Genomic DNA, 19,857 nt, shown 5'->3' on the forward strand with positions numbered 1-19,857 from the left:
TTCGGCGGTGCATGACAAGCTATTGCAAAAACAATTCGCGCGCTCGGAACCTGATGATATGACAGACCTTTCCCACCCGGCACCTCGGTTTTCGGCAAGCGATGCAGAGGGCCTTGCAAAAGATTTCTTCAATGTCACCGGCACTGCAACGCCCCTGGATGGGGAACGTGATCGCAATTACCGGCTGGAGACTGGCGTAGATGCAGGCTGGATACTGAAAATCGTCAATGCCAGCGAGCCCAGGGTAGAAAGCGAGTTTCAAACCGCGCTACTCGATCACCTGGCCGTGCATGGCGCGCATTTGGGCGTGCCGCACCTGCGGGCCAGCGTGACTGGCGACTACCTGCCGTCTGTGGCCAGCAGCACCGGTGAAAAGCACGCCGTGCGCCTGGTCAGCTGGCTGGCCGGCACGCCACTTGCCAAGGCCAGTCGTTCCCTGGCGCTGATGAGAAACTTCGGCCAGGCACTCGGTGAACTTGACCGTGCCCTGCAGGGCTTCATGCACCCGGGCGCAGTCCGCGACCTGTACTGGGACTTACGCCACGCTGCGCGTTCCCGCTCGCGGCTGCACTGCATCAAGGACCCTGATCGCCGGGCCATTGCCGAGCGCTTCATCGTCCGGTTCGAACAGGCTGTACAGCCGAAGCTGGCGTCCCTTCGGGCCCAGGTGATCCACAACGACGCCAACGACTGGAACATCCTGGTCGATCCCGAAACGGCCGGAAACGTGACTGGCTTCATCGATTTTGGCGATGCCGTGCACACCGTTCTGATTGCCGAGGTCGCGATCGCCAGCGCCTACGCCATTCTCGACATGGACGACCCGATCGGCGCTGCGGCTGCGCTGGTGGCCGGCTTCCATGAGAAGTACCCGTTGCAAGCGCAAGAGCTTGATGTGTTGTTCAACCTGATAGCCATGCGCTTGGTCATCAGCGTCACGTTCTCCGCTTCCCGGCAGGACCAGACCGACGACAACCCTTACCTGGCGATCAGTGAAGCGCCTGCCTGGCGCCTACTGGAGCAGCTTGATTCGATGAACCCACGATTGGCCACCGGCATTCTGCGCAAGGCCTGTGGTTTCGATGCCATCGAAGGTGCGGCGGAGGTCCGCCGCTGGATTGCCGACAACCACAAGTCGTTTGCCGACCTGGTGCGCCCGTCAGCCGCCATTCTCGACAAGGTGATCGCGCCGTTTGGCGATGCCAGCCATGAGATGACCATCGCCTCGGCCCAGCAGCGCCCGGCAGATGCGACGCGGTGGTGGAACGAATTCTCTGCCGCGCACAAGGTGCCGCTGGCCATCGGACCATGGGGCGAGATACGTGCCATCTATACCGACAGCGCCTTCGAGTCTCGCTTCATCAAGGGGCAGCACCGTACCCTGCATATCGGGGTAGACCTGGTGATGCCAGCGGGTACCCCGTTGTACGCACCGATCGCCGGCACCGTCAGAAGCGTCGAGGTCGAGCCAGGCCCGCTGGGGTATGGCGGCCTGGTGATGCTTGAGCATACCCCACCCGGTTGCCCGCCCTTTCTGACACTCTGGGGGCACATGGCCCACGAGGCGCTCAGCCGTTTGCAGGTCGGTGACAAGCTCGAAGCCGGCGACCTGGTCGGCTACATGGGCAGCGATCACGAGAACGGCGGCTGGATTCCCCACCTGCATCTGCAGGTGGTCACCGATACCCGGCTGAGCGCGTGCGAGGTCATTGGCGTGGGTGAGCCAGCGTACCGCGACGCGTGGGCCGACCTGTTCCCCGATGCTTCGGCCCTGGCCGGTATCCCGCCAGAGACCTACAGCCAGCAGGGGATGACCAAGGCCCAGATCATTGCCAGGCGCAAGGAACTGCTGCTCCCTAACCTGTCCATTTCGTACACCGATCCGATCAAGTTCGTGCGCGGGGATGGCGTATGGCTGATCGACAACTTCGGGCGGGCCTACCTGGACTGCTTCAACAACGTCTGCCACCTGGGCCATGGTCATCCCGACGTGGTCGAAGCCTTGACCCGCCAGGCTGCGCTGCTCAACACCAATACCCGCTACCTGCACGACAACATCGTCGAATACGCCGAACGCCTGACCGGCACTTTGCCCAAGGGCCTTTGCGTAGCATCCTTTGGCTGCTCGGGGAGTGAGGCCAACAGCCTGATGCTGCGTATGGCGCGCAACTACACAGGCAGTGATCAGGCGATCGTGCTGGATTGGGCCTACCACGGCACCACGCAGGAACTGATCGATCTGAGCCCTTACAAGTACAAGCGCAAGGCGGGCAAGGGCAGGGCGGCGCATGTTTACGAGGCCGTGGTCCCGGACAGCTACTACGCCCCCGAGCACTGGCCCGTGGAAGCGCACGGCAAGCGCTTTGCCGAGTCGGTGGCAGAGCAGCTGGATGCCATGCGCAAGGCAGGCAAGCGCCCCGGGTTTTTCATTGCCGAGTCGATCCCGAGCGTGGCGGGGCAGGTGTTTTTGCCCGAACACTACCTCGAGGAGGTGTATGCCATGGTGCGAGCCGAAGGTGGGCTGTGCCTGGCCGATGAGGTTCAGGTCGGGTTTGGCCGGGTCGGCAGCCACTGGTGGGCATTCGAGACCCAGGGCGTGGTCCCGGATGCCGTCAGCATGGGCAAACCCATTGGTAACGGCCACCCGATGTCGGCGGTAGTGACCACGCGCGAGGTTGCCGATGCTTTCAACAACGGCATGGAGTATTTCAATACCTTCGCCGGTAACCCAGTGTCATGTGCAGTAGGCCTGGCGGTGCTCGATGCAATCGAGCGCGACCAGTTGAAAGAAAACGCCTTGAATGTCGGCCATTACCTGCTCGATGGTTTGCGCAAGCTTCAGCAGCAGTTCGACGTGATTGGTGATGTGCGCGGGTTGGGCCTGTTTCTCGGCGTCGTGCTGGTTACCGACCGCCAGTCGAAGGCGCCAGCCACGGTCCTGGCCAGAAAAGTGGCGGATGGCGCCCGGGAGCGTGGTGTGTTGATCGGCACCGAAGGCCCGCATGACAACGTGCTGAAAATGCGGCCTTCGATGATTTTCAGCCGGGCCAATGCAGACTTCCTTCTCGAGGTGCTGAAAGACAGCTTCACAGCGGCGCTTAAATAGCGTTTCAGCGCGGGCAGGGCGTGCGCATGTGCACGCCCTGCGGCGCACCTATCTGGCGAGCCGGGCAGGTTGCCAGCATCAAGCGCCTCTGATGCTCAGGCCTTCGCGAGCCTGGCCATGCAGGCCGGAGGCTTCTGGCAATGCCGTGACCTTGATCGCACGCACCGGCACGGCGAACTTGGCGCCGATCTTCGAGAACCGCTCCAGCAGCCTGAAGTTGATCGCCTGCTGAATGTCCATGTACAGGTTGTAGCCTGGGTCTTGGACGATATAGACACACTCGAACTCCAGCGCCTCTTTGCCGAAGCCGCGCAGGTGAGCGCGATCGAAACGCGCCTGCTCCTGGGTCTTGATGGCGTCTTCTACGATGCCTGGCGCTTTCTTCACAGCCTCGGTGGGCGTGTCGTAGGAAAGCCCGAACTCAAACACGATGCGACGTTCCTGCAGGCGCTTGTAATTCTGGATGGTGCTGCTGATCATGCTGGCGTTGGCCATGACGATCTGTTCGCCGCCGAGGCTGCGGATGCGTGTGGTTTTGAGGCCGACGTGCTCAACGGTGCCCGCCAGGGGCCCGATGACGATGAAGTCACCGATCTCGAACGGCTTGTCCACGGCGATCGACAACGAAGCGAACAGGTCGCCAAGGATATTCTGCACAGCCAGCGCCACTGCGATGCCGCCCACGCCAAGGCTGGCGACGAAGGCGGTGATGTTCACCCCCAGGTTCGACAGCATCGCCAGCACCACCACAGACCACAGCAGTACCCGCGCGCCCCAGGCCGAAAGGGTAGCCAGCGCGCTGCCCTGGTTCAGGCCGTCGGTGCGGTGGCGGGCGAAGTAGCGGCTCAGACCCAGGCCGATGGCGCGGTTGGCCCACAGGCCAATCTGCAGGGCCGCGACCACGAACCACAGGCTGCTGACCCTGCTCAGCCAGCGCTCGGGCAGGTCGAGCATGCTCAAACCCACCAGCAATGAGGCCAGTAACAACAGAAAGTTGCTGGTGCCGGAAAGCACCTTGGCCATTACCTGGCTCAATGGGCCTTCGTGTTCGGACCACCGCCGTATCCGGCGTATCAGGAAACTGATTGCGGCACGGGCGACCAGGAAGGTCACGATGGCGACTGTCAGCGCCACCAGCAGATTGAGAATGGAGATGCCAAATACGGTGGTGTCGCTGAAAAACGCGATGATGCGGTCGTTCATGAGTACCTCGCCTCTGGGTTGATTTGCCAAGGTGCTTTCTTGGGACGTCAAAGAGGCGCTACAGGTCGATCGGATTTCACCGCGCGGGGCAGACGGAGTCAGTCTCTGTAGATTTTTTTCAATAACCGCAACAGTTCAGTCCTCTCGTCATCCGACAGGTTGGATGTCGCCTGGTGATCGCTGTCAGCGGCGATGTGTTTTAACTCCTTCAACAGGGCTTCGCCCGATTTGCTCAGGAAAATCCCGTACGAGCGCTTGTCCGGTTTGCACCGCACGCGCACGGCCAGCGCGCGCTCTTCCAGTTTGTTCAGCATTGGCACGACTTGCGGCGGTTCGATAGCCAGCGCACGCGCCAGGTCGGCCTGCATCAGCCCGGGATTCTGGTCGATGATCGCCAGGGCGGAAAATTGTGCCGGGCGCAGGTCATGGGCCGAGAGCCGAGCGATAAGGTTCTGAAACAGCTTCAATTGCGCGCGTCGCAAGGCGTAGCCGATCAAGTCTTCAAGCACCCCTTCTCCCACAGGAGCAGCCACGCAAGCGTCGTCGGTAGTACGGGCAGACCTAGCCATCAGGGTTCATGCTCCTCGATCATGGGTAAGAAAGTTACCTATTTTGCCTGTCCTTCGGCGATCCGGCTAGTGCAGGTCGGGCAAAAAGGCAGCGCGCCAACCTTAGCACAAAGATAATTTTGTTAATGGTTAATTGACATAACTAAATTGACCCGTTAGCGTGAGCCCATCACCCCGAACAACAAGAGTGCAGAACCATGAGCAAATACGAAGGCCGCTGGACCACCGTGAAGGTCGAACTGGAGTCGGGCATCGCCTGGGTGACCCTCAATCGCCCGGAAAAACGCAATGCCATGAGCCCCACCCTGAACCGGGAAATGGTCGACGTGCTGGAAACCCTCGAGCAGGACGCCGACGCTGGCGTGCTGGTACTGACCGGTGCTGGCGAGTCCTGGACCGCCGGCATGGACCTGAAGGAGTACTTCCGCGAGGTGGACGCCGGCCCGGAGATCCTCCAGGAAAAAATCCGTCGCGAAGCCTCGCAATGGCAATGGAAGTTGCTGCGTCTGTATGCCAAGCCGACCATCGCCATGGTCAATGGCTGGTGCTTCGGCGGTGGCTTCAGCCCACTGGTGGCATGCGACCTGGCGATCTGCGCCAATGAAGCGACCTTCGGCCTGTCGGAAATCAACTGGGGCATCCCGCCTGGCAACCTGGTCAGCAAGGCCATGGCCGATACCGTTGGCCATCGTCAGTCGCTGTACTACATCATGACCGGCAAGACCTTCGATGGCCGCAAGGCTGCCGAGATGGGCCTGGTGAACGACAGCGTGCCGCTGGCCGAGCTGCGTGAGACCACCCGCGAGTTGGCGCTGAACCTGCTGGAAAAAAACCCGGTGGTGCTGCGCGCCGCGAAGAATGGTTTCAAGCGCTGCCGCGAGCTGACCTGGGAACAGAACGAAGACTACCTCTACGCCAAGCTCGACCAGTCTCGCCTGCTGGACACGACAGGTGGCCGCGAGCAGGGCATGAAGCAGTTCCTCGACGACAAGAGCATCAAGCCAGGCCTGCAGGCCTACAAGCGCTGAGTCGCACCGCGGGCGGTGGTGCGCCGCGCCAAAGCCCGCGGGTATTTCTCTATAACGACAACAAAGAGGAATGAGCATGTTGCAGGTGCCTTTGCTGATTGGCGGGCAGTCGCGCCCCGCCAGTGATGGACGAACCTTCGAGCGCTGTAACCCGGTGACCGGCGAGGTGGTGTCGCAAGCTGCTGCCGCCACACTGGCTGATGCTGATGCCGCCGTGGCTGCTGCCAGCGCGGCGTTTCCGGCCTGGGCCGCCCTGGCGCCGGGCGAGCGGCGCAGCCGCTTGCTGGCAGGTGCTGATCTGTTGCAGGCGAGGGCTGGCGAGTTCATCGCCGCTGCCGGTGAAACCGGGGCCATGGCCAACTGGTATGGCTTCAACGTGAAGTTGGCCGCCAACATGCTGCGCGAGGCAGCAGCCATGACCACGCAGATCACCGGTGAAGTGATCCCCTCGGACGTCCCGGGCAGCTTTGCGATGGCCCTGCGCGCGCCTTGCGGCGTGGTGTTGGGCATCGCGCCGTGGAACGCTCCGGTGATACTGGCCACGCGTGCCATTGCCATGCCGCTGGCCTGCGGCAACACCGTGGTGCTCAAGGCTTCGGAGCTGAGCCCGGCGGTCCATCGGCTGATCGGCCAGGTGCTGCACGATGCAGGCATCGGCGACGGCGTGGTCAATGTCATCAGCAATGCGCCGCAGGATGCACCGGCCATCGTCGAGCGGCTGATCGCCAACCCTGCGGTCCGCCGGGTCAACTTCACCGGCTCGACGCACGTCGGGCGCATTGTCGGCGAACTGGCGGCCCGCCACCTCAAGCCAGCGCTGCTCGAACTGGGCGGCAAGGCGCCTCTGTTGGTGCTCGACGATGCCGACCTGGACGCCACGGTCGAAGCGGCGGCCTTCGGTGCCTACTTCAACCAGGGGCAGATCTGCATGTCCACCGAGCGCCTTGTGGTGGACAGCCGTATTGCCGACGCCTTCGTCGACAAGCTGGCGGTGAAGATCGCCGGGCTGTCTGCAGGTGATCCGCAAGCCAGCACCTCGGTGCTCGGCTCGCTGGTCAGCGCAGCGGCCGGCGAGCGCATCAAGGCACTGATCGACGATGCCGTGGCCAAGGGCGCGCGCCTGGTTTGTGGCGGCCAGCTGGAGGGCAGCATCCTGCAACCGACCTTGCTCGACAACGTCGATGCCAGCATGCGCTTGTACCGCGAGGAGTCCTTCGGCCCGGTGGCGGTGGTCCTGCGCGCCGAAGGCGACGAAGCCTTGCTGCAGTTGGCCAACGACTCGGAGTTCGGTCTGTCATCGGCCATTTTCAGCCGCGACACCGGCCGCGCCCTGGCCTTGGCCCAACGGGTGGAGTCAGGTATCTGCCATATCAACGGCCCGACCGTTCACGATGAAGCGCAGATGCCGTTTGGTGGGGTCAAGTCCAGCGGCTACGGCAGCTTCGGCAGCCGCACGGCCATCGATCAGTTCACCCAGTTGCGCTGGGTCACCCTCCAGCACGGCCCGCGACACTATCCCATCTAACCGCTGCAGGCCCAGGCCACCGGCAAGATGACCGTCGCCCGTAATACCGGGCGGCGGCAGGATGTACAACAAGAACAAGGAGCAACCTGCGTGAATAACGAAGCCCGCTCAGGGTCGACCGACCCTGGCCAACGTCCGCGCTACCGCCAGGTGGCCATCGGGCATCCCCGGGTGCAGGTCAGCCACGTCGACGACGTGCTGCGCATGCACCCTGTCGAGCCATTGGCGCCGCTGCCGGCGCGTCTGCTCGAACGCCTGGTGCACTGGGCCCAGGTGCGTCCGGACACCACCTTCATCGCGGCACGTCAGGCAGACGGTGCCTGGCGTTCGATCAGCTACGTGCAGATGCTCGCCGATGTGCGCACCATCGCCGCCAACTTGCTAGGGTTGGGCCTCAGTGCCGAGCGCCCGCTGGCGCTGCTTTCCGGTAACGACATCGAACACCTGCAAATCGCCCTCGGCGCCATGTATGCCGGTATTGCATATTGCCCGGTGTCGCCGGCCTACGCGCTGTTGTCGCAAGACTTCGCCAAGTTGCGCCATGTCTGCGAGGTGCTCACCCCCGGAGTGGTCTTCGTCACTGACAGCCAGCCGTTCCAGCGCGCCTTCGAGGCGGTGCTGAAGGATTCGGTCGGCGTGATCAGCGTGCGTGGCCAGGTCGCAGGTCGCCCCCATATAAGCTTCGACAGCCTGTTGCAACCGGGTGACCTGGCGGCGGCCGATGCGGCTTTCGCCGCCACCGGGCCGGACACCATCGCCAAATTCCTCTTCACCTCGGGCTCGACCAAGCTGCCCAAGGCGGTGATCACCACCCAGCGCATGCTGTGCGCCAATCAGCAGATGCTCCTGCAGACCTTTCCGACGTTCGCCGAGGAGCCGCCGGTGCTGGTGGACTGGCTGCCGTGGAATCACACGTTCGGCGGTAGCCACAACCTCGGCATCGTGCTTTACAACGGTGGCAGCTTCTACCTCGACGCCGGCAAGCCAACCCCACAAGGCTTCGCCGAGACCCTGCGCAATCTGCGCGAGATTTCCCCCACGGCCTACCTCACCGTACCCAAGGGCTGGGAGGAGCTGGTCAAGGCACTGGAGCAGGACCCCGCGCTGCGCGAGGTGTTCTTTGCCCGCATCAAGCTGTTCTTCTTTGCCGCCGCAGGCCTGTCGCAAAGCGTCTGGGACCGGTTGGACCGGATTGCCGAGCAACACTGCGGCGAACGCATCCGTATGATGGCCGGCCTTGGCATGACCGAAGCTTCGCCATCGTGCACCTTCACCACCGGGCCTTTGTCGATGGCCGGCTATGTCGGGCTGCCGGCACCTGGCTGCGAAGTGAAGCTGGTGCCGGTGGGCGACAAGCTCGAGGCGCGCTTCCGTGGCCCGCATATCATGCCGGGCTACTGGCGCTCGCCGCAGCAGACCGCCGAGGCGTTCGACGAGGAGGGGTTCTACTGTTCGGGCGACGCGTTGAAGCTGGCCGATGCCAGGCAGCCCGAGCTTGGCCTGATGTTCGATGGCCGTATCGCAGAGGACTTCAAGCTCTCGTCCGGGGTATTCGTCAGTGTCGGCCCGCTGCGCAACCGCGCAGTGCTGGAGGGCTCGCCTTATGTGCAGGACATTGTGGTCACCGCGCCGGACCGCGAATGCCTGGGCCTGCTGGTGTTCCCACGCCTGCCCGAGTGCCGGCGGCTGGCCGGGCTGGCAGAGGATGCCAGCGATACCCAAGTGCTGGCCAACGACACCGTGCGCAGTTGGTTCGCTGGCTGGCTGGAGCGATTGAACCGCGATGCCTTGGGCAACGCCAGCCGTATCGAATGGCTGTCGCTGCTGGCCGAGCCGCCGTCGATCGACGCTGGTGAAATCACCGACAAGGGCTCGATCAATCAGCGCGCTGTGCTGCAGCGGCGCGCCGCTCAGGTCGAGGCGCTGTACCGTGGCGAAGACCCCGACGCATTGCACGCCAAGGTGCAGCCTTGAGCGCGGCCGGGCTGTGCACCGTCTTCGAGGACACGGCCATCGTCCAGATGGTGCGCACACCCTGGGTCGACCTGAATGGCGCATTGGCCGCGATCTCGCCCATCGACCTGGGCATTCAGGCCGGCCGTGCGGTGCTGGCACGTGCAGCTGCCGCTCCTCAGGCGGTAGACAGCGTGCTCGCCGGCAGCATGGCCCAGGCCAGCTTCGATGCCTATATGCTGCCACGCCATGTCGGCCTCTACTGTGGCGTGCCGCAGGCGGTACCGGCACTGGCGGTGCAGCGTATCTGCGGCACGGGGCTTGAACTGTTGCGTCAGGCCGGTGAGCAGCTGCGCAGTGGCGCCCGCCAGGTGCTGTGCGTGGGCGCGGAGTCGATGTCGCGCAATCCGATCGCGGCCTATGAACACCGGGGCGGTTTTCGCCTGGGTGCACCGGTCGGGTTCAAGGACTTTCTCTGGGAAGCCCTGTACGACCCGGCTGCCGGTGTAGATATGATCGGTACCGCCGAAAACCTGGCCCGTGCCTATGGCCTGGCCCGTGAAACAGTGGATGCCTGGGCCCTGCGCAGCCATCAGCGGGCCCTGCAAGCCCAGGCGCAGGGCTGGTTCGACGAGGAAATCGTCAGCGTCACCGCGCAGGCACTGGAGGCAGAAGGCTGCCAGCCACGCGGCATTGCATTGCCGCGTGGCGTGAGTGAGGTCAGCCAGGACAGCCACCCACGGCCTACCGATGCGGCTGCACTGTCTCGGCTGCGCCCGGTGCACGCCGGTGGTGTGCAGACGGCTGGCAACAGTTGTGCGGTGGTCGATGGTGCGGCGGCAGCCTTGGTCACGCGCTACTCCGATTGCACTCATCCGCCTTTGGCGCGCTTGCTGATGGCCACGGCCGTTGGCGTGCCGCCGGGCCTCATGGGCATCGGGCCGGCGCCGGCCATTACCTTGCTGCTCGAGCGCAGCGGCCTGCGCCTGGAGCAGATCGACCGCCTGGAAATCAACGAGGCCCAGGCCGCCCAAGTGCTGGCGGTGGCCCAGGCGCTCGAACTCGATGTGGACAAGCTCAATGTCCATGGCGGCGCTATCGCCCTCGGTCACCCATTGGCCGCTACAGGTCTGCGCCTGGTCCACACCTTGGCCCGTCAATTGCGCGACGGCAACTTGCGCTATGGCATCGCAGCGGCGTGCATCGGCGGTGGCCAAGGCATGGCGCTGCTGATCGAAAACCCCCATTTCATTGCCTGACCCGGAGGTATCCGATGACCTGGAAGGCGCCCCTGCGCGACATGCAGTTCGTCTTGCAACACTGGCTGCGGGCCGATCAGGCCTGGGCGCAATTGCCGGCGTACGCCGACGTCGACCTCGACCTGGCAGCCCAGGTACTGGAAGAGGCGGCCCGTTTCTGCGAGCAGGTGCTGGCCCCATTGAACAGCTCGGGCGATCGCCAGGGCTGCCAGATGGCGGGCGGGGAGGTGCGCACCCCGGACGGATTCCCGGCGGCTTATCGCGCCTATGTCGACGGTGGCTGGCCGTCCCTGGCATGCGCCCCGGCGCTTGGCGGCCAAGGGCTGCCGCTAGTGCTGGAGGCGGCCTTGCAAGAGATGCTGTTCGGCAGCAACCATGGCTGGGCCATGTATACCGGCATTGCCCACGGCGCCTACCTGTGCCTGAAAACCCATGCATCGGCCGAGCTGCAGGCGCGCTATCTGCCTGGCATCGTCAGCGGTGGCACCTTGCCTACCATGTGCCTGACCGAACCCCAGGCCGGTAGCGATCTCAGCCTGTTGCGCTGCCGCGCCGTGCCCTTGGGCGACGGTAGCTACGCGGTCAGTGGCAACAAGCTGTTCATCTCTGGCGGCGAACACGACCTGACCCGCGACATACTCCACCTGGTGTTGGCCCGGTTGCCGGATGCGCCGTCCGGCAGCCGCGGGCTTTCGCTGTTGCTGGTGCCGAAATGGATGGAGGATGGCCAGCGCAATTCGCTGTACTGCGACGGCCTGGAACACAAGCTGGGCATCCGTGGCAGCGCCACCTGCGCACTACGCCTGGAGGGCGCCCGCGGCTGGCTGGTGGGTCAGCCCCATGGTGGCCTGGCGGCGATGTTCGTGATGATGAATTCCGCGCGGCTGCATGTTGGCTTGCAAGGGTTGGGGCATGCCGAGGCGGCCTGGCAACAGGCCCGCGATTATGCCCTGGAGCGGCGCCAGATGACTGCCCCGGGTCGGGCCAAGGGGGGCGCCCAAGGCGCCGACCCGATCCACCTGCACCCGGCCATGCGGCGGGTCCTGCTGGAGTTGCGGGTGCGTACCGAGGGGATGCGCGCGCTGGCCTACTGGACGGCCCAGTGGCTGGATATCGCCGACGCCGCCGTCGAGCCTGCACAACGGGCGAAGGCCGCGACATTGGCGGCGCTGCTGACGCCCATCATCAAGGCGGCCTTCACCGAGCAGGGGTTCAGCCTGGCAAGCCAGGCCTTGCAGGTGTTCGGTGGCTATGGCTACACCCAGGAGTTTGCCATCGAGCAGACCTTGCGCGACAGCCGCATCGCAATGATCTACGAAGGCACCAATGAGATACAGGCCAATGACCTGATGCTGCGCAAAGTATTGGGTGATGGGGGGGAAGGTTTCGCCCTGCTGTTGGGCGAATTGCGTACCGAGGCTGCTAGGGACGCTGGCGCAGCCGCCACCGCGTTGGGCAGCGCGTGCGACACGCTGGAGGCAATGCTGGCCAAGGTGCTGTCGATGACCGCGGGCGATCCCGAATTTCCGTACCGCGCCGCGGGTGCCTTCCTGCAGTTGTGCGCAACGGCGCTGCAGGCCTTCGCCTGGGCCCGCAGTGCCCGTTGCATCCAGGTGTTGCCAGAGGGGGCGGCGCAGCGCCGGGAAAAGCAGGAAAGCGTTGGGTTCTTCCTCGGCTACCTGCTGCCCGACCTCGACCGGCAGGTGGCGGCCATCGACGCGGCCGCCACGCCGTTGCCATTCATTGCCGAATCGTTCTGAAACCCACGTGCGAGGTTGTCATGAACACCGGCTGCGGTTGGCGTGCCGAGGGGCGATAGCGCATGCAGCGGTCCGCCGAACACAGGTGCGAACCGCCCTTGATCACCGCCACCGGCACGCCGGGGTCTGCCGGGTCGAAGCTGTCACTCAGGGCCGGGCCTGAGGGGTCGAGCTTGGCGTCGCGCTGTGCGTCATGGCCTGGCCGATAGCCCGTGCGAGTCAGCTCCCAGACATTGCCGCCGGCATCGAACAGGCCAAAGCCATTGGCCGGGAAGCAGCCCACGGGTGATGTACCGGTAAAACCATCCTTTGCCGCATTGCGATAGGGGAACTGGCCCTGCCAGGTATTGGCCATGAGCTTGCCTTTGGGCTGCTCGGTGCTACCCCAGCTGAAGTCGGCATCGGTCAGGCCACCGCGCATGGCGTACTCCAGCTGCGCCTCGCTGGGCAGTTCGCGGCCTGCCCAGCGGGCATAGGCCTGGGCATCTTCCAGGGCGACCTGCACCACCGGATGATTGTCCAGCCCGACCAGGCTGCTGCCCGGCCCTTGCGGGTGTCGCCAGTTGGCGCCGGGCACGAACTGCCAGCCGGGGCTGAGCACGTCCGCACCCTGATGAAACACCATCGCACCCGGAACCCGCAGCGCGTCGGGCAGGGCAGGGTCGTCCTCGATTCGGGTACCGCGCTCGGCATGGGTGACATACCCGGTGGCCTTGACGAAGCGCGCGAACTGGGCGTTGGTGACCGGATGCACGTCAATCCAGAAGCCGGACACCTTGGCAGGGTGAGGCGGGCCTTCTTCGTCGTAAAAGCGGCTTGAACCAAAGCTGAACTCGCCGCCAGGCACGTGCACCATGCCGTCCCGCCAAGGGCCTTGGCGCTGCGCGGGCAGGCCGCTGTAGCCCGTGCACAGCAGCGCCGGCGCCGGGGCTTGCGGCCACACGGCATAGGCGGCGGCGAGCAGGCCGGCGGCGAGTGCTGCGCAGCCGGCTGGCCGGGCGATCATTGCTGCTTGACCAGGATCGGGCTGGCCGGGCGGCCGTCGGCATCGACCGCGATGTTGCCGCGTTGGGCATAAGCCTTCCAGTCGCGCAGCATCAGCGCAACCTGCTCGGGGTGCCCTGCGCCGATGTCGTGGTGCTCGCCAGGGTCCTTGCGCAGGTCATACAAGTGCCAGCTCGGCTTGCTGTCGGTGGCATCCCACACCAACTTCAGCGGGCCCTTGCGCAACGAGGCGCTGCCGTTGATTTCCCAGCCCAGGGCTTCGTCATGGGCGTGGATCTGGCTGTCCTTGCCTTGCAGGTAGTTCAGCGCCGATGTGCCTTGCGGCGGCACGATATCGCGGTCGCGGTACTTGACACCGGGCATCGGCGCACCGGCCAGTTGCAGCAGGGTCGGCATGATGTCGCGGACGCTGGCCAGCTCTTCGCTGCGGCCGGCCTTGATGGTGGCCGGGTAGTAGACAAAGGCCGGTACGCGGATGCCGCCCTGGTAGGTGGTCATCTTGTAGCGACGGCTGGGCAGGGCACTGACCTGGGCCCAGGCCGAGCCGATCATCAGGAACGAATCGCGGCGGCCATAGTTGTCCAGACGGTTATCGAAGTTTGCCTTGATCCACTCGGGATCGACACGGGTGGCGTTCTCCGGACCGTTGTCGGACATGAACAGGATCATCGTGTTTTCCAGCTCGCCGGTCTTGCGCAGGTGTTCCACCAGGCGCCCCACCTCGGCGTCCAGGGCTGTGACCATGGCGGCGTATACCTCCATGGTGCGCGCGGACTGGCGTCTTTGTTCATCGCTCAGCGATGCCCAGCTCGGCACACCTTCCAATTGTGCTTGCAGGGGGAAGTCGGCGGGCACCAGGCCGGCTTCACGCTGGCGCTTCAGGCGTTCGTGGGCGATGACTTCGTAGCCTTGGTCGTAACGGCCTCGGTACTGCGCCAGGTACGCATCCGGCGCCTGTAGCGGCCAGTGCGGCGCGGTATAGGCGGCAAAGGCGAAGAACGGTTTGTTGCTGGCCTTGCCTTGGTCGATCGCGTCGATCAGGCGGTCGGTGTACCAGGTGGTGGAGTAGAAGTCGTCGGGCAGCTCGATCGGCTCACCATTGTGGCGATAGGTGGCGCTGTAGTTCGACTGCAGGTCCATATTGGCCTGCTTGAAGTGCGCCGCGCCGCCTTCTAGCAGCACGTAGGCCTGGTCGAAGCCGCGGTTGTGTGGCTGCTGGGCCGGTTGCATGCCCAGGTGCCACTTGCCGGCGATGTAGGTGCGGTAGCCGGCGTCATGCAGCAGTTCGGCGAGGGTCGCGACATTGGCACCGAGCACGCCTTCGTAGCCGGCGCGGACCTCTGCACCGGCCGGCAGGCGCTTGCGCGTCTCCGACATCATGCCCAGCCCGACCAGGTGCGGGTCGTTGCCGGACATCAGCATCGCGCGGGTCGGCGAGCAACTGGGCGCCGCGTGGAAGTCGAGCATCAGGCGGCCGTCAGCCAGCAGTTTGTCCAGGTTGGGCGTCTGGATTTCGCTGCCCAGGGCCGACAAATCGGAAAAGCCGAGGTCATCAGCGACCACCAACAAAATGTTTGGTTGTTTAACGGTTGGTGCGGCCATGGCGTGGCTGGCACCGAGCATGAGCACGCCGAGGGCGGCAAGGGGGCGGAGGCAATTCATGGGGGGGACTCTTGTTTTTGTAATGGGCTCAAAGTAGCGCATGGCCTATGAATAGACCGTACGCCCTGGATTCTAGCGACGGATGAATGAATGCCGCAGCCGCGCGCTGCAGAAGTGTGCGATTAGCGAACGCTTGATACTGATCATTCCTCGTACACGTGAAGAACGCTATTGACGGCGTATATGGTTAACAAAAATAATCGTTAATAGAGTTATCCAGTTTGTAAGAACAATTATAAAAACAAGTGAAGGGAAATTCTGATGATCAAGCCGTTGAACGGGGTATGCCTGCCCCTCATAGTGCTTTCGCTGTGCCAGTCCGCCCACGCGGCCAGCCCGCTCGAAGAGAGCCGGCCGGGGAGGCCAGGGGCCCCTCGCTGGATCGAGGACTATCGCTTTCTCGACGACCCCGCCAAGGCCACGGCCCCCTTCGATGGCCTGCGCTACCATCGGCTGTCAGAGTCGGCCTGGCTGCAACTCGGGGCTGAGGCCCGCTACCGGGCCGATGCTTCGGACAAACCCTTCTTTGGCCTGCGCGGGCTGAACGACGATTCCTATCTGCTGCAACGGCTGCAGGCCCATGCCGACTTGCACCTGTTCGACGATGCCGTGCGAACCTTCGTCCAGGTCGAGAATACCCGCGCCTTCGGCAAGGACTTGTACTCGCCCAATGATGAAAGCCGCAATGAAGTACGACAGGCCTTCGTCGATTTCAACTACGACTTCGCCGCAGGGCGCTATACCACGCGCTTAGGTCGCCAGGAGATGGGCTTTGGCGACCAGATGCTGGTCACCTACCGCGACTCGCCGAACATCCGCCTGAGCTTCGACGGCGTGCGCGCCAGCCTCAACCTCAAGGACGGACGCAAGCTGGATGCATTCGCTGTGCGCCCGCTGAAAATCGGTGAAGACAGTTGGGACGACGGCAGCAACAACAACATCAAATTTTACGGGCTCTACGGCACCTTGCCGCTGTCGGCGTCCTGGAACATGGACCTGTTGGCCTTTGACCTGGAAACCGACGACCGTAGCCTGGCCGGCGAGTCGGGTGACGAGCAGCGCTACACCTTCGGCACGCGGCTGTTCGGCCGCCATCAAGCACTGGACTGGAGCTGGAACCTCGTTGGGCAGACCGGCCACCTGGGTAACGCGTCGATCCGCGCCTGGGCGCTGTCGAGCGACAGCGGCTTCACCTTCACCCACCCCTGGCAACCGCGCCTGGGCATGCGCATCGATGCCGCGAGCGGCGACAGTGACCTGGGCGACGGAAAAGTCGGCACCTTCGACCCGCTTTACCCACGCAATGGTGTCTATGGCGAAGCCAGCCTCACCACCCTGAGCAACATCATCGTGGTGGGGCCGACCTTCGGCTTCTCGCCCTGGCGCACGCTGCGCATCGAGCCGGGCATCTTCGAAGTGTGGAAACAGCGTGAGGAAGACGGCGTGTACATGCCCGGCATGAGCATGCTGGCCAACACCCGTGGCACGGGGCGCCATGTCGGCACCATCTACCGCGCCAGCACGCGCTGGCTTGCCACTCCCAACCTGACCCTGGACCTTGACCTGAAGTATTACGACGTTGGCTCGGCGATCAAGGATGCCGGCGGCGAAAATTCGTCGTTCGTCACCGTACGTGCCACGTTCCGCCTTTGACCACCCGACCGACAACAACAACAGAGGGCCACACATGCATCATTCATCTGCATCATCGGGCAAGGCCGTGCTCACCATCGGCTTGTGTTTTCTCGTTGCCTTGCTGGAAGGGCTGGACCTGCAGGCCACCGGCATCGCCGCGCCGCACATGGCCAAGGCATTCAACCTGACCCCTGCCATGCTTGGTTGGGTATTCAGTGCCGGGTTGCTGGGGTTGCTACCTGGCGCGCTGATCGGCGGTTGGCTGGCAGACCGCTTGGGCCGCAAAGCGATCCTGATCGTGGCGGTGCTGTTGTTTGGCGGCTTCTCGCTAGGGACCGCCCATGCCCAGACCTACGATTCGCTGTTGATCGCGCGGCTGATGACAGGGCTCGGGCTGGGGGCGGCGTTGCCGATCCTGATCGCCCTGGCCAGCGAGGCGGCGCCCGAGCGTCTGCGCAGCACAGCGGTCAGCCTGACTTACTGTGGTGTACCGCTGGGCGGGGCGGTTGCGTCGCTGATCGGCATGGCCGGCGTGGGCGACGGCTGGCGTACGGTGTTCTACGTCGGCGGCATCGCACCGATCGTGATCGCCTTTGTGTTGATGATCTGGCTGAAAGAGTCCCAGGCATTCCGTGCCCAAGGCGTTGCCAAGGCGGGCAGTGAGGGTGTGCTTGCCCAATTGTTCGGGCCGCAGCAGGCAAGCCGCACGCTGTTGCTGTGGGTGGCGTGTTTCTTCACCTTGACGGTGCTATACATGTTGCTCAACTGGCTGCCGTCGCTGTTGATCGGCCAAGGCTTCAGCCGGCCGCAGGCGGGCGCCGTGCAGATCCTGTTCAACCTGGGTGGGGCGGCGGGTTCGTTCCTGACCGGCCGGATGATGGACCGCGGTTTTGCCGGGCGGGCGGTATTGATCGCCTACGCCGGCATGCTGGCGTCGTTGGCAGGGCTGGGGCTGTCGAGCAGTTTCGGTCTGATGTTGCTGGCCGGGTTCACTGCGGGGTATTGCGCCATTGGTGGCCAGTTGGTGCTGTACGCGCTGGCGCCGACGCTGTATACGACCCAGGTGCGCGCGACGGGCTTGGGCGCCTCGGTGGCGGTGGGGCGCCTGGGTTCCATGGCCGGCCCTCTGGCGGCCGGGCAGATCCTTGCAGCAGGCGCAGGTGCGGGGGGGCTGCTGATGGCCGCGGCTCCGGGGCTGGTGCTCGCGGCGTTGGCGGCACGTGCGCTGCTGAAACACCGAGCCCGCACGCAAAGCCCGGAGGCGGGTGAGACTGCGGCCCAGGACCCTGCATAGCAACTCCCTGGATGGGCTAGTGCTGCTTGCGCAATGCCTCCTGCTCCGGTTCGGCGACCGTGACCCGGTTACGGCCCGATACCTTGGAAAGGTACATGGCGCTGTCTGCGCTGCTGAGCAAGGCGCTGAGCTCGGTGGCAGGGGCCTTCGCGAACGCTAAACCTATGCTTGCGGTGACCGGGTGTTGCTCATTTACACGCAGTTTGGCTATCAGGGCCCGCAGGCGCTCGGCAACCTCAATCGCCGTGTCTGGCGGCGTATTGGGCAGCAGGATGGCGAACTCCTCGCCGCCCAGCCTGCCGGCAATGTCGTTGTCACGCAGGCTGGCACTGATCGCTGCACCGATGCGCTGCAGCACCTGGTCGCCTGCGGCATGCCCGAACGTGTCGTTGATCTGTTTGAAATAGTCGACGTCCAGCATCAACACGGCCATGAATGCACCTGCGTCCTTGCACCGGGCGTGCTGCGTCGACGCGTTGTCGAAAAAAGCACGTCGGTTGTTCAGGCCAGTCAGTTCGTCCGTGCACGAGGCCACCATGGCCAGCCGATGCGCGCGTTGCATTTCGTGTTTCAGGCGCCAGGCCGTCGTCAATGCCGAGGACAGGCTTTGCGTCGCGCTGACCACGAACCAGGCGAACACCAGCACCGCCAAGGCTATCCCTTGTTGCAGCGTGGAAGGTTGCAACAGTAGCCAGCCCGTAGAAGGCAGCAGGACCAGGCCCATCGACACCAGGGTCATGTTGCGGTAGGAGGAGTAGCATGACACCGCGCTGACAGACATGCCGACGGCAAACAGCATGATCAGCGTCTGCCCCAGCGCGTCGTCGGCGGGCATTACGGCAAAGGCGCCCCAGCCCCAGATAGCCGCCGACAGCATCAGCGTGACCCAGTAACGCCACTCCCAGCGTTCGGCTGTGCGCTGGTTGGCCGGTGCTCGCAGATAGGCGAAGAACATGGCGGTACGCACGCCGGTCGACAGGCCCAATAACGTCATCCAGACGATGACCCTTTGCTGGTCGAAACGCTCCCAGCCCAACCAGCACAGCATTATGGCGGCCAGGAAGCTGCCAAGCACCGCAGGCGCTGACTGGACGAACAGTTGCTCGAGCCGATCCGTCCGTACGTAATGCGCTATATCATCATGAGGATCAAGGTCTGTCATGGCTGGCGCTTCGACTGGTGAACGGTAGAAGATTCTGGCACTTTGCCGGCACCCTGGAAAAGGTTTATGGCGTTCACGTGTGATGCCGTTCGCCACGTTCGAGTGCCAGCGGCAGCAAGCGTTGCGGCAGTGTAATGACAATATTGGTCAGCGGGATCAGGCGGCCAGGGCCTTGCATTCCTTCAGACAGGCAGCGCAGGAGTCTGCACACGCCTTGCATTCGGGATGCTCGTTTTCGTGTTTGCGGCACTGCGTTTCACAACTGGCACAGACATCAGCGGCCACCTTGGCCATGGCCGGCGTGAAGCGGGAGCCTTGCAGGGCCAGCTTCATCAACGCACTGCAGGTAGCCAGCAGCTCGCTGACGGACTGGGCACAGGCCGCCATTTGCGTGTCACCTTGACCAAGCAGTACCAGACAGTGCGCCAGGCACGCCTCACCGGTCTTCTGGCAATCGCTGCTGCTGTCTATCAGCCCGGCAAACGGCCTGGCGCCGGCAGTGCCATGGTCATGTTGATGTGCGTGCTCATGAGTGGCGGCCAGTGCAGAACTGGTCATCACCACGGCTACGGCACCCGCGACGGTCTTCAGCATTTCACGTCGTTGCATGGATCATTTCCTTGATCGAAGTCGGCCTTGGTTGCGCACGGCTGCGCGCGCAGATCAGTATCGCGAACATAGACTGTTTTCCGAGAA

At 64.0% G+C, this 19,857-nt stretch carries 14 protein-coding genes; 8 read left to right on the forward strand and 6 right to left on the reverse strand.

What is annotated here, in order from left to right; all coding sequences use genetic code 11:
• Nucleotides 1-58: 58 nt before the first annotated feature.
• On the forward strand, nucleotides 59-3,106 hold the full coding sequence (locus INQ47_RS02325) for an aminotransferase class III-fold pyridoxal phosphate-dependent enzyme (protein WP_404700970.1): 3,048 nt from the start codon (nucleotides 59-61) through the stop codon (nucleotides 3,104-3,106).
• 78 nt (nucleotides 3,107-3,184) lie between these two features.
• On the opposite strand, the gene INQ47_RS02330 is transcribed toward INQ47_RS02325, so the two are convergent.
• Nucleotides 3,185-4,309: a mechanosensitive ion channel family protein gene (locus INQ47_RS02330; protein WP_404700971.1), complete on the reverse strand. Its 1,125-nt coding sequence runs from the start codon at nucleotides 4,307-4,309 to the stop codon at nucleotides 3,185-3,187.
• 98 nt (nucleotides 4,310-4,407) lie between these two features.
• Entirely contained in the window at nucleotides 4,408-4,878 is a 471-nt protein-coding gene (locus tag INQ47_RS02335) for a MarR family winged helix-turn-helix transcriptional regulator (RefSeq protein ID WP_103444434.1), read from the reverse strand.
• Between the two features lie 197 nt (nucleotides 4,879-5,075).
• Here INQ47_RS02335 and INQ47_RS02340 point away from each other — a divergent pair, with 197 nt between their 5' ends.
• The 5 genes from INQ47_RS02340 (at nucleotide 5,076) to INQ47_RS02360 (ending at nucleotide 12,403) form a co-directional block, all read left to right on the forward strand.
• Complete coding sequence (locus tag INQ47_RS02340; protein WP_103444433.1) at nucleotides 5,076-5,906, forward strand: p-hydroxycinnamoyl CoA hydratase/lyase; 831 nt, start codon at nucleotides 5,076-5,078, stop codon at nucleotides 5,904-5,906.
• 76 nt (nucleotides 5,907-5,982) lie between these two features.
• Nucleotides 5,983-7,431 carry an aldehyde dehydrogenase gene (locus INQ47_RS02345; RefSeq protein ID WP_404700972.1) on the forward strand — a complete coding sequence of 483 codons (1,449 nt, stop codon included), beginning with the start codon at nucleotides 5,983-5,985 and terminating at the stop codon, nucleotides 7,429-7,431.
• A gap of 90 nt (nucleotides 7,432-7,521) precedes the next feature.
• Nucleotides 7,522-9,405 carry a feruloyl-CoA synthase gene (locus INQ47_RS02350; RefSeq protein WP_404700973.1) on the forward strand — a complete coding sequence of 628 codons (1,884 nt, stop codon included), beginning with the start codon at nucleotides 7,522-7,524 and terminating at the stop codon, nucleotides 9,403-9,405.
• Nucleotides 9,402-10,643, forward strand: coding sequence for a thiolase family protein (locus INQ47_RS02355; protein WP_404700974.1), 1,242 nt, complete (start codon nucleotides 9,402-9,404; stop codon nucleotides 10,641-10,643). Before INQ47_RS02350 ends, INQ47_RS02355 begins: the two co-directional genes overlap by 4 nt.
• 14 nt (nucleotides 10,644-10,657) lie before the next feature.
• A complete protein-coding gene (locus tag INQ47_RS02360) occupies nucleotides 10,658-12,403 on the forward strand; it encodes an acyl-CoA dehydrogenase family protein (protein ID WP_404700975.1) in 1,746 nt (581 codons plus the stop codon).
• On the opposite strand, the gene INQ47_RS02365 is transcribed toward INQ47_RS02360, so the two are convergent.
• Both INQ47_RS02365 and INQ47_RS02370 read right to left on the reverse strand, forming a co-directional pair.
• The gene (locus tag INQ47_RS02365) at nucleotides 12,384-13,409 is read right to left on the reverse strand and encodes a formylglycine-generating enzyme family protein (RefSeq protein WP_404700976.1); all 1,026 of its coding nucleotides are present in this window, start codon (nucleotides 13,407-13,409) and stop codon (nucleotides 12,384-12,386) included. The genes INQ47_RS02360 and INQ47_RS02365 overlap by 20 nt on opposite strands.
• Entirely contained in the window at nucleotides 13,406-15,070 is a 1,665-nt protein-coding gene (locus INQ47_RS02370; protein WP_404700977.1) for an arylsulfatase, read from the reverse strand. Before INQ47_RS02370 ends, INQ47_RS02365 begins: the two co-directional genes overlap by 4 nt.
• 261 nt (nucleotides 15,071-15,331) lie before the next feature.
• Between INQ47_RS02370 and INQ47_RS02375 the strand changes: the two genes are divergently transcribed.
• Complete coding sequence (locus INQ47_RS02375) at nucleotides 15,332-16,723, forward strand: alginate export family protein (protein ID WP_404700978.1); 1,392 nt, start codon at nucleotides 15,332-15,334, stop codon at nucleotides 16,721-16,723.
• A 34-nt stretch (nucleotides 16,724-16,757) separates the two neighbouring features.
• Nucleotides 16,758-17,999 carry a 3-(3-hydroxy-phenyl)propionate transporter MhpT gene (gene mhpT / locus INQ47_RS02380; RefSeq protein ID WP_404700979.1) on the forward strand — a complete coding sequence of 414 codons (1,242 nt, stop codon included), beginning with the start codon at nucleotides 16,758-16,760 and terminating at the stop codon, nucleotides 17,997-17,999.
• 16 nt (nucleotides 18,000-18,015) lie between these two features.
• Here mhpT and INQ47_RS02385 read toward each other — a convergent pair whose 3' ends face one another.
• The gene (locus INQ47_RS02385; protein ID WP_252461161.1) at nucleotides 18,016-19,074 is read right to left on the reverse strand and encodes a diguanylate cyclase; all 1,059 of its coding nucleotides are present in this window, start codon (nucleotides 19,072-19,074) and stop codon (nucleotides 18,016-18,018) included.
• 243 nt (nucleotides 19,075-19,317) lie between these two features.
• Entirely contained in the window at nucleotides 19,318-19,770 is a 453-nt protein-coding gene (locus INQ47_RS02390; RefSeq protein WP_252461143.1) for a four-helix bundle copper-binding protein, read from the reverse strand.
• Between the last annotated feature and the right edge of the window lie 87 nt (nucleotides 19,771-19,857).

It is taken from the genome of Pseudomonas sp. 3HC3 (assembly GCF_044904505.1).
Classification (GTDB): Bacteria; Pseudomonadota; Gammaproteobacteria; order Pseudomonadales; family Pseudomonadaceae; genus Aquipseudomonas; species Aquipseudomonas putida_Y.

Excerpts from the sequence above, each read along its gene's own strand:
- INQ47_RS02325 (WP_404700970.1), top strand. The coding sequence starts at position 59 with ATGACAGACCTTTCCCACCCGGCACCTCGGTTTTCGGCAAGCGATGCA.
- INQ47_RS02330 (WP_404700971.1), bottom strand. The coding sequence starts at position 4,309 with ATGAACGACCGCATCATCGCGTTTTTCAGCGACACCACCGTATTTGGC.
- INQ47_RS02335 (WP_103444434.1), bottom strand. The coding sequence starts at position 4,878 with ATGGCTAGGTCTGCCCGTACTACCGACGACGCTTGCGTGGCTGCTCCT.
- INQ47_RS02340 (WP_103444433.1), top strand. The coding sequence starts at position 5,076 with ATGAGCAAATACGAAGGCCGCTGGACCACCGTGAAGGTCGAACTGGAG.
- INQ47_RS02345 (WP_404700972.1), top strand. The coding sequence starts at position 5,983 with ATGTTGCAGGTGCCTTTGCTGATTGGCGGGCAGTCGCGCCCCGCCAGT.
- INQ47_RS02360 (WP_404700975.1), top strand. The coding sequence starts at position 10,658 with ATGACCTGGAAGGCGCCCCTGCGCGACATGCAGTTCGTCTTGCAACAC.
- INQ47_RS02365 (WP_404700976.1), bottom strand. The coding sequence starts at position 13,409 with ATGATCGCCCGGCCAGCCGGCTGCGCAGCACTCGCCGCCGGCCTGCTC.
- INQ47_RS02370 (WP_404700977.1), bottom strand. The coding sequence starts at position 15,070 with ATGAATTGCCTCCGCCCCCTTGCCGCCCTCGGCGTGCTCATGCTCGGT.
- INQ47_RS02375 (WP_404700978.1), top strand. The coding sequence starts at position 15,332 with ATGATCAAGCCGTTGAACGGGGTATGCCTGCCCCTCATAGTGCTTTCG.
- mhpT (WP_404700979.1), top strand. The coding sequence starts at position 16,758 with ATGCATCATTCATCTGCATCATCGGGCAAGGCCGTGCTCACCATCGGC.
- INQ47_RS02390 (WP_252461143.1), bottom strand. The coding sequence starts at position 19,770 with ATGCAACGACGTGAAATGCTGAAGACCGTCGCGGGTGCCGTAGCCGTG.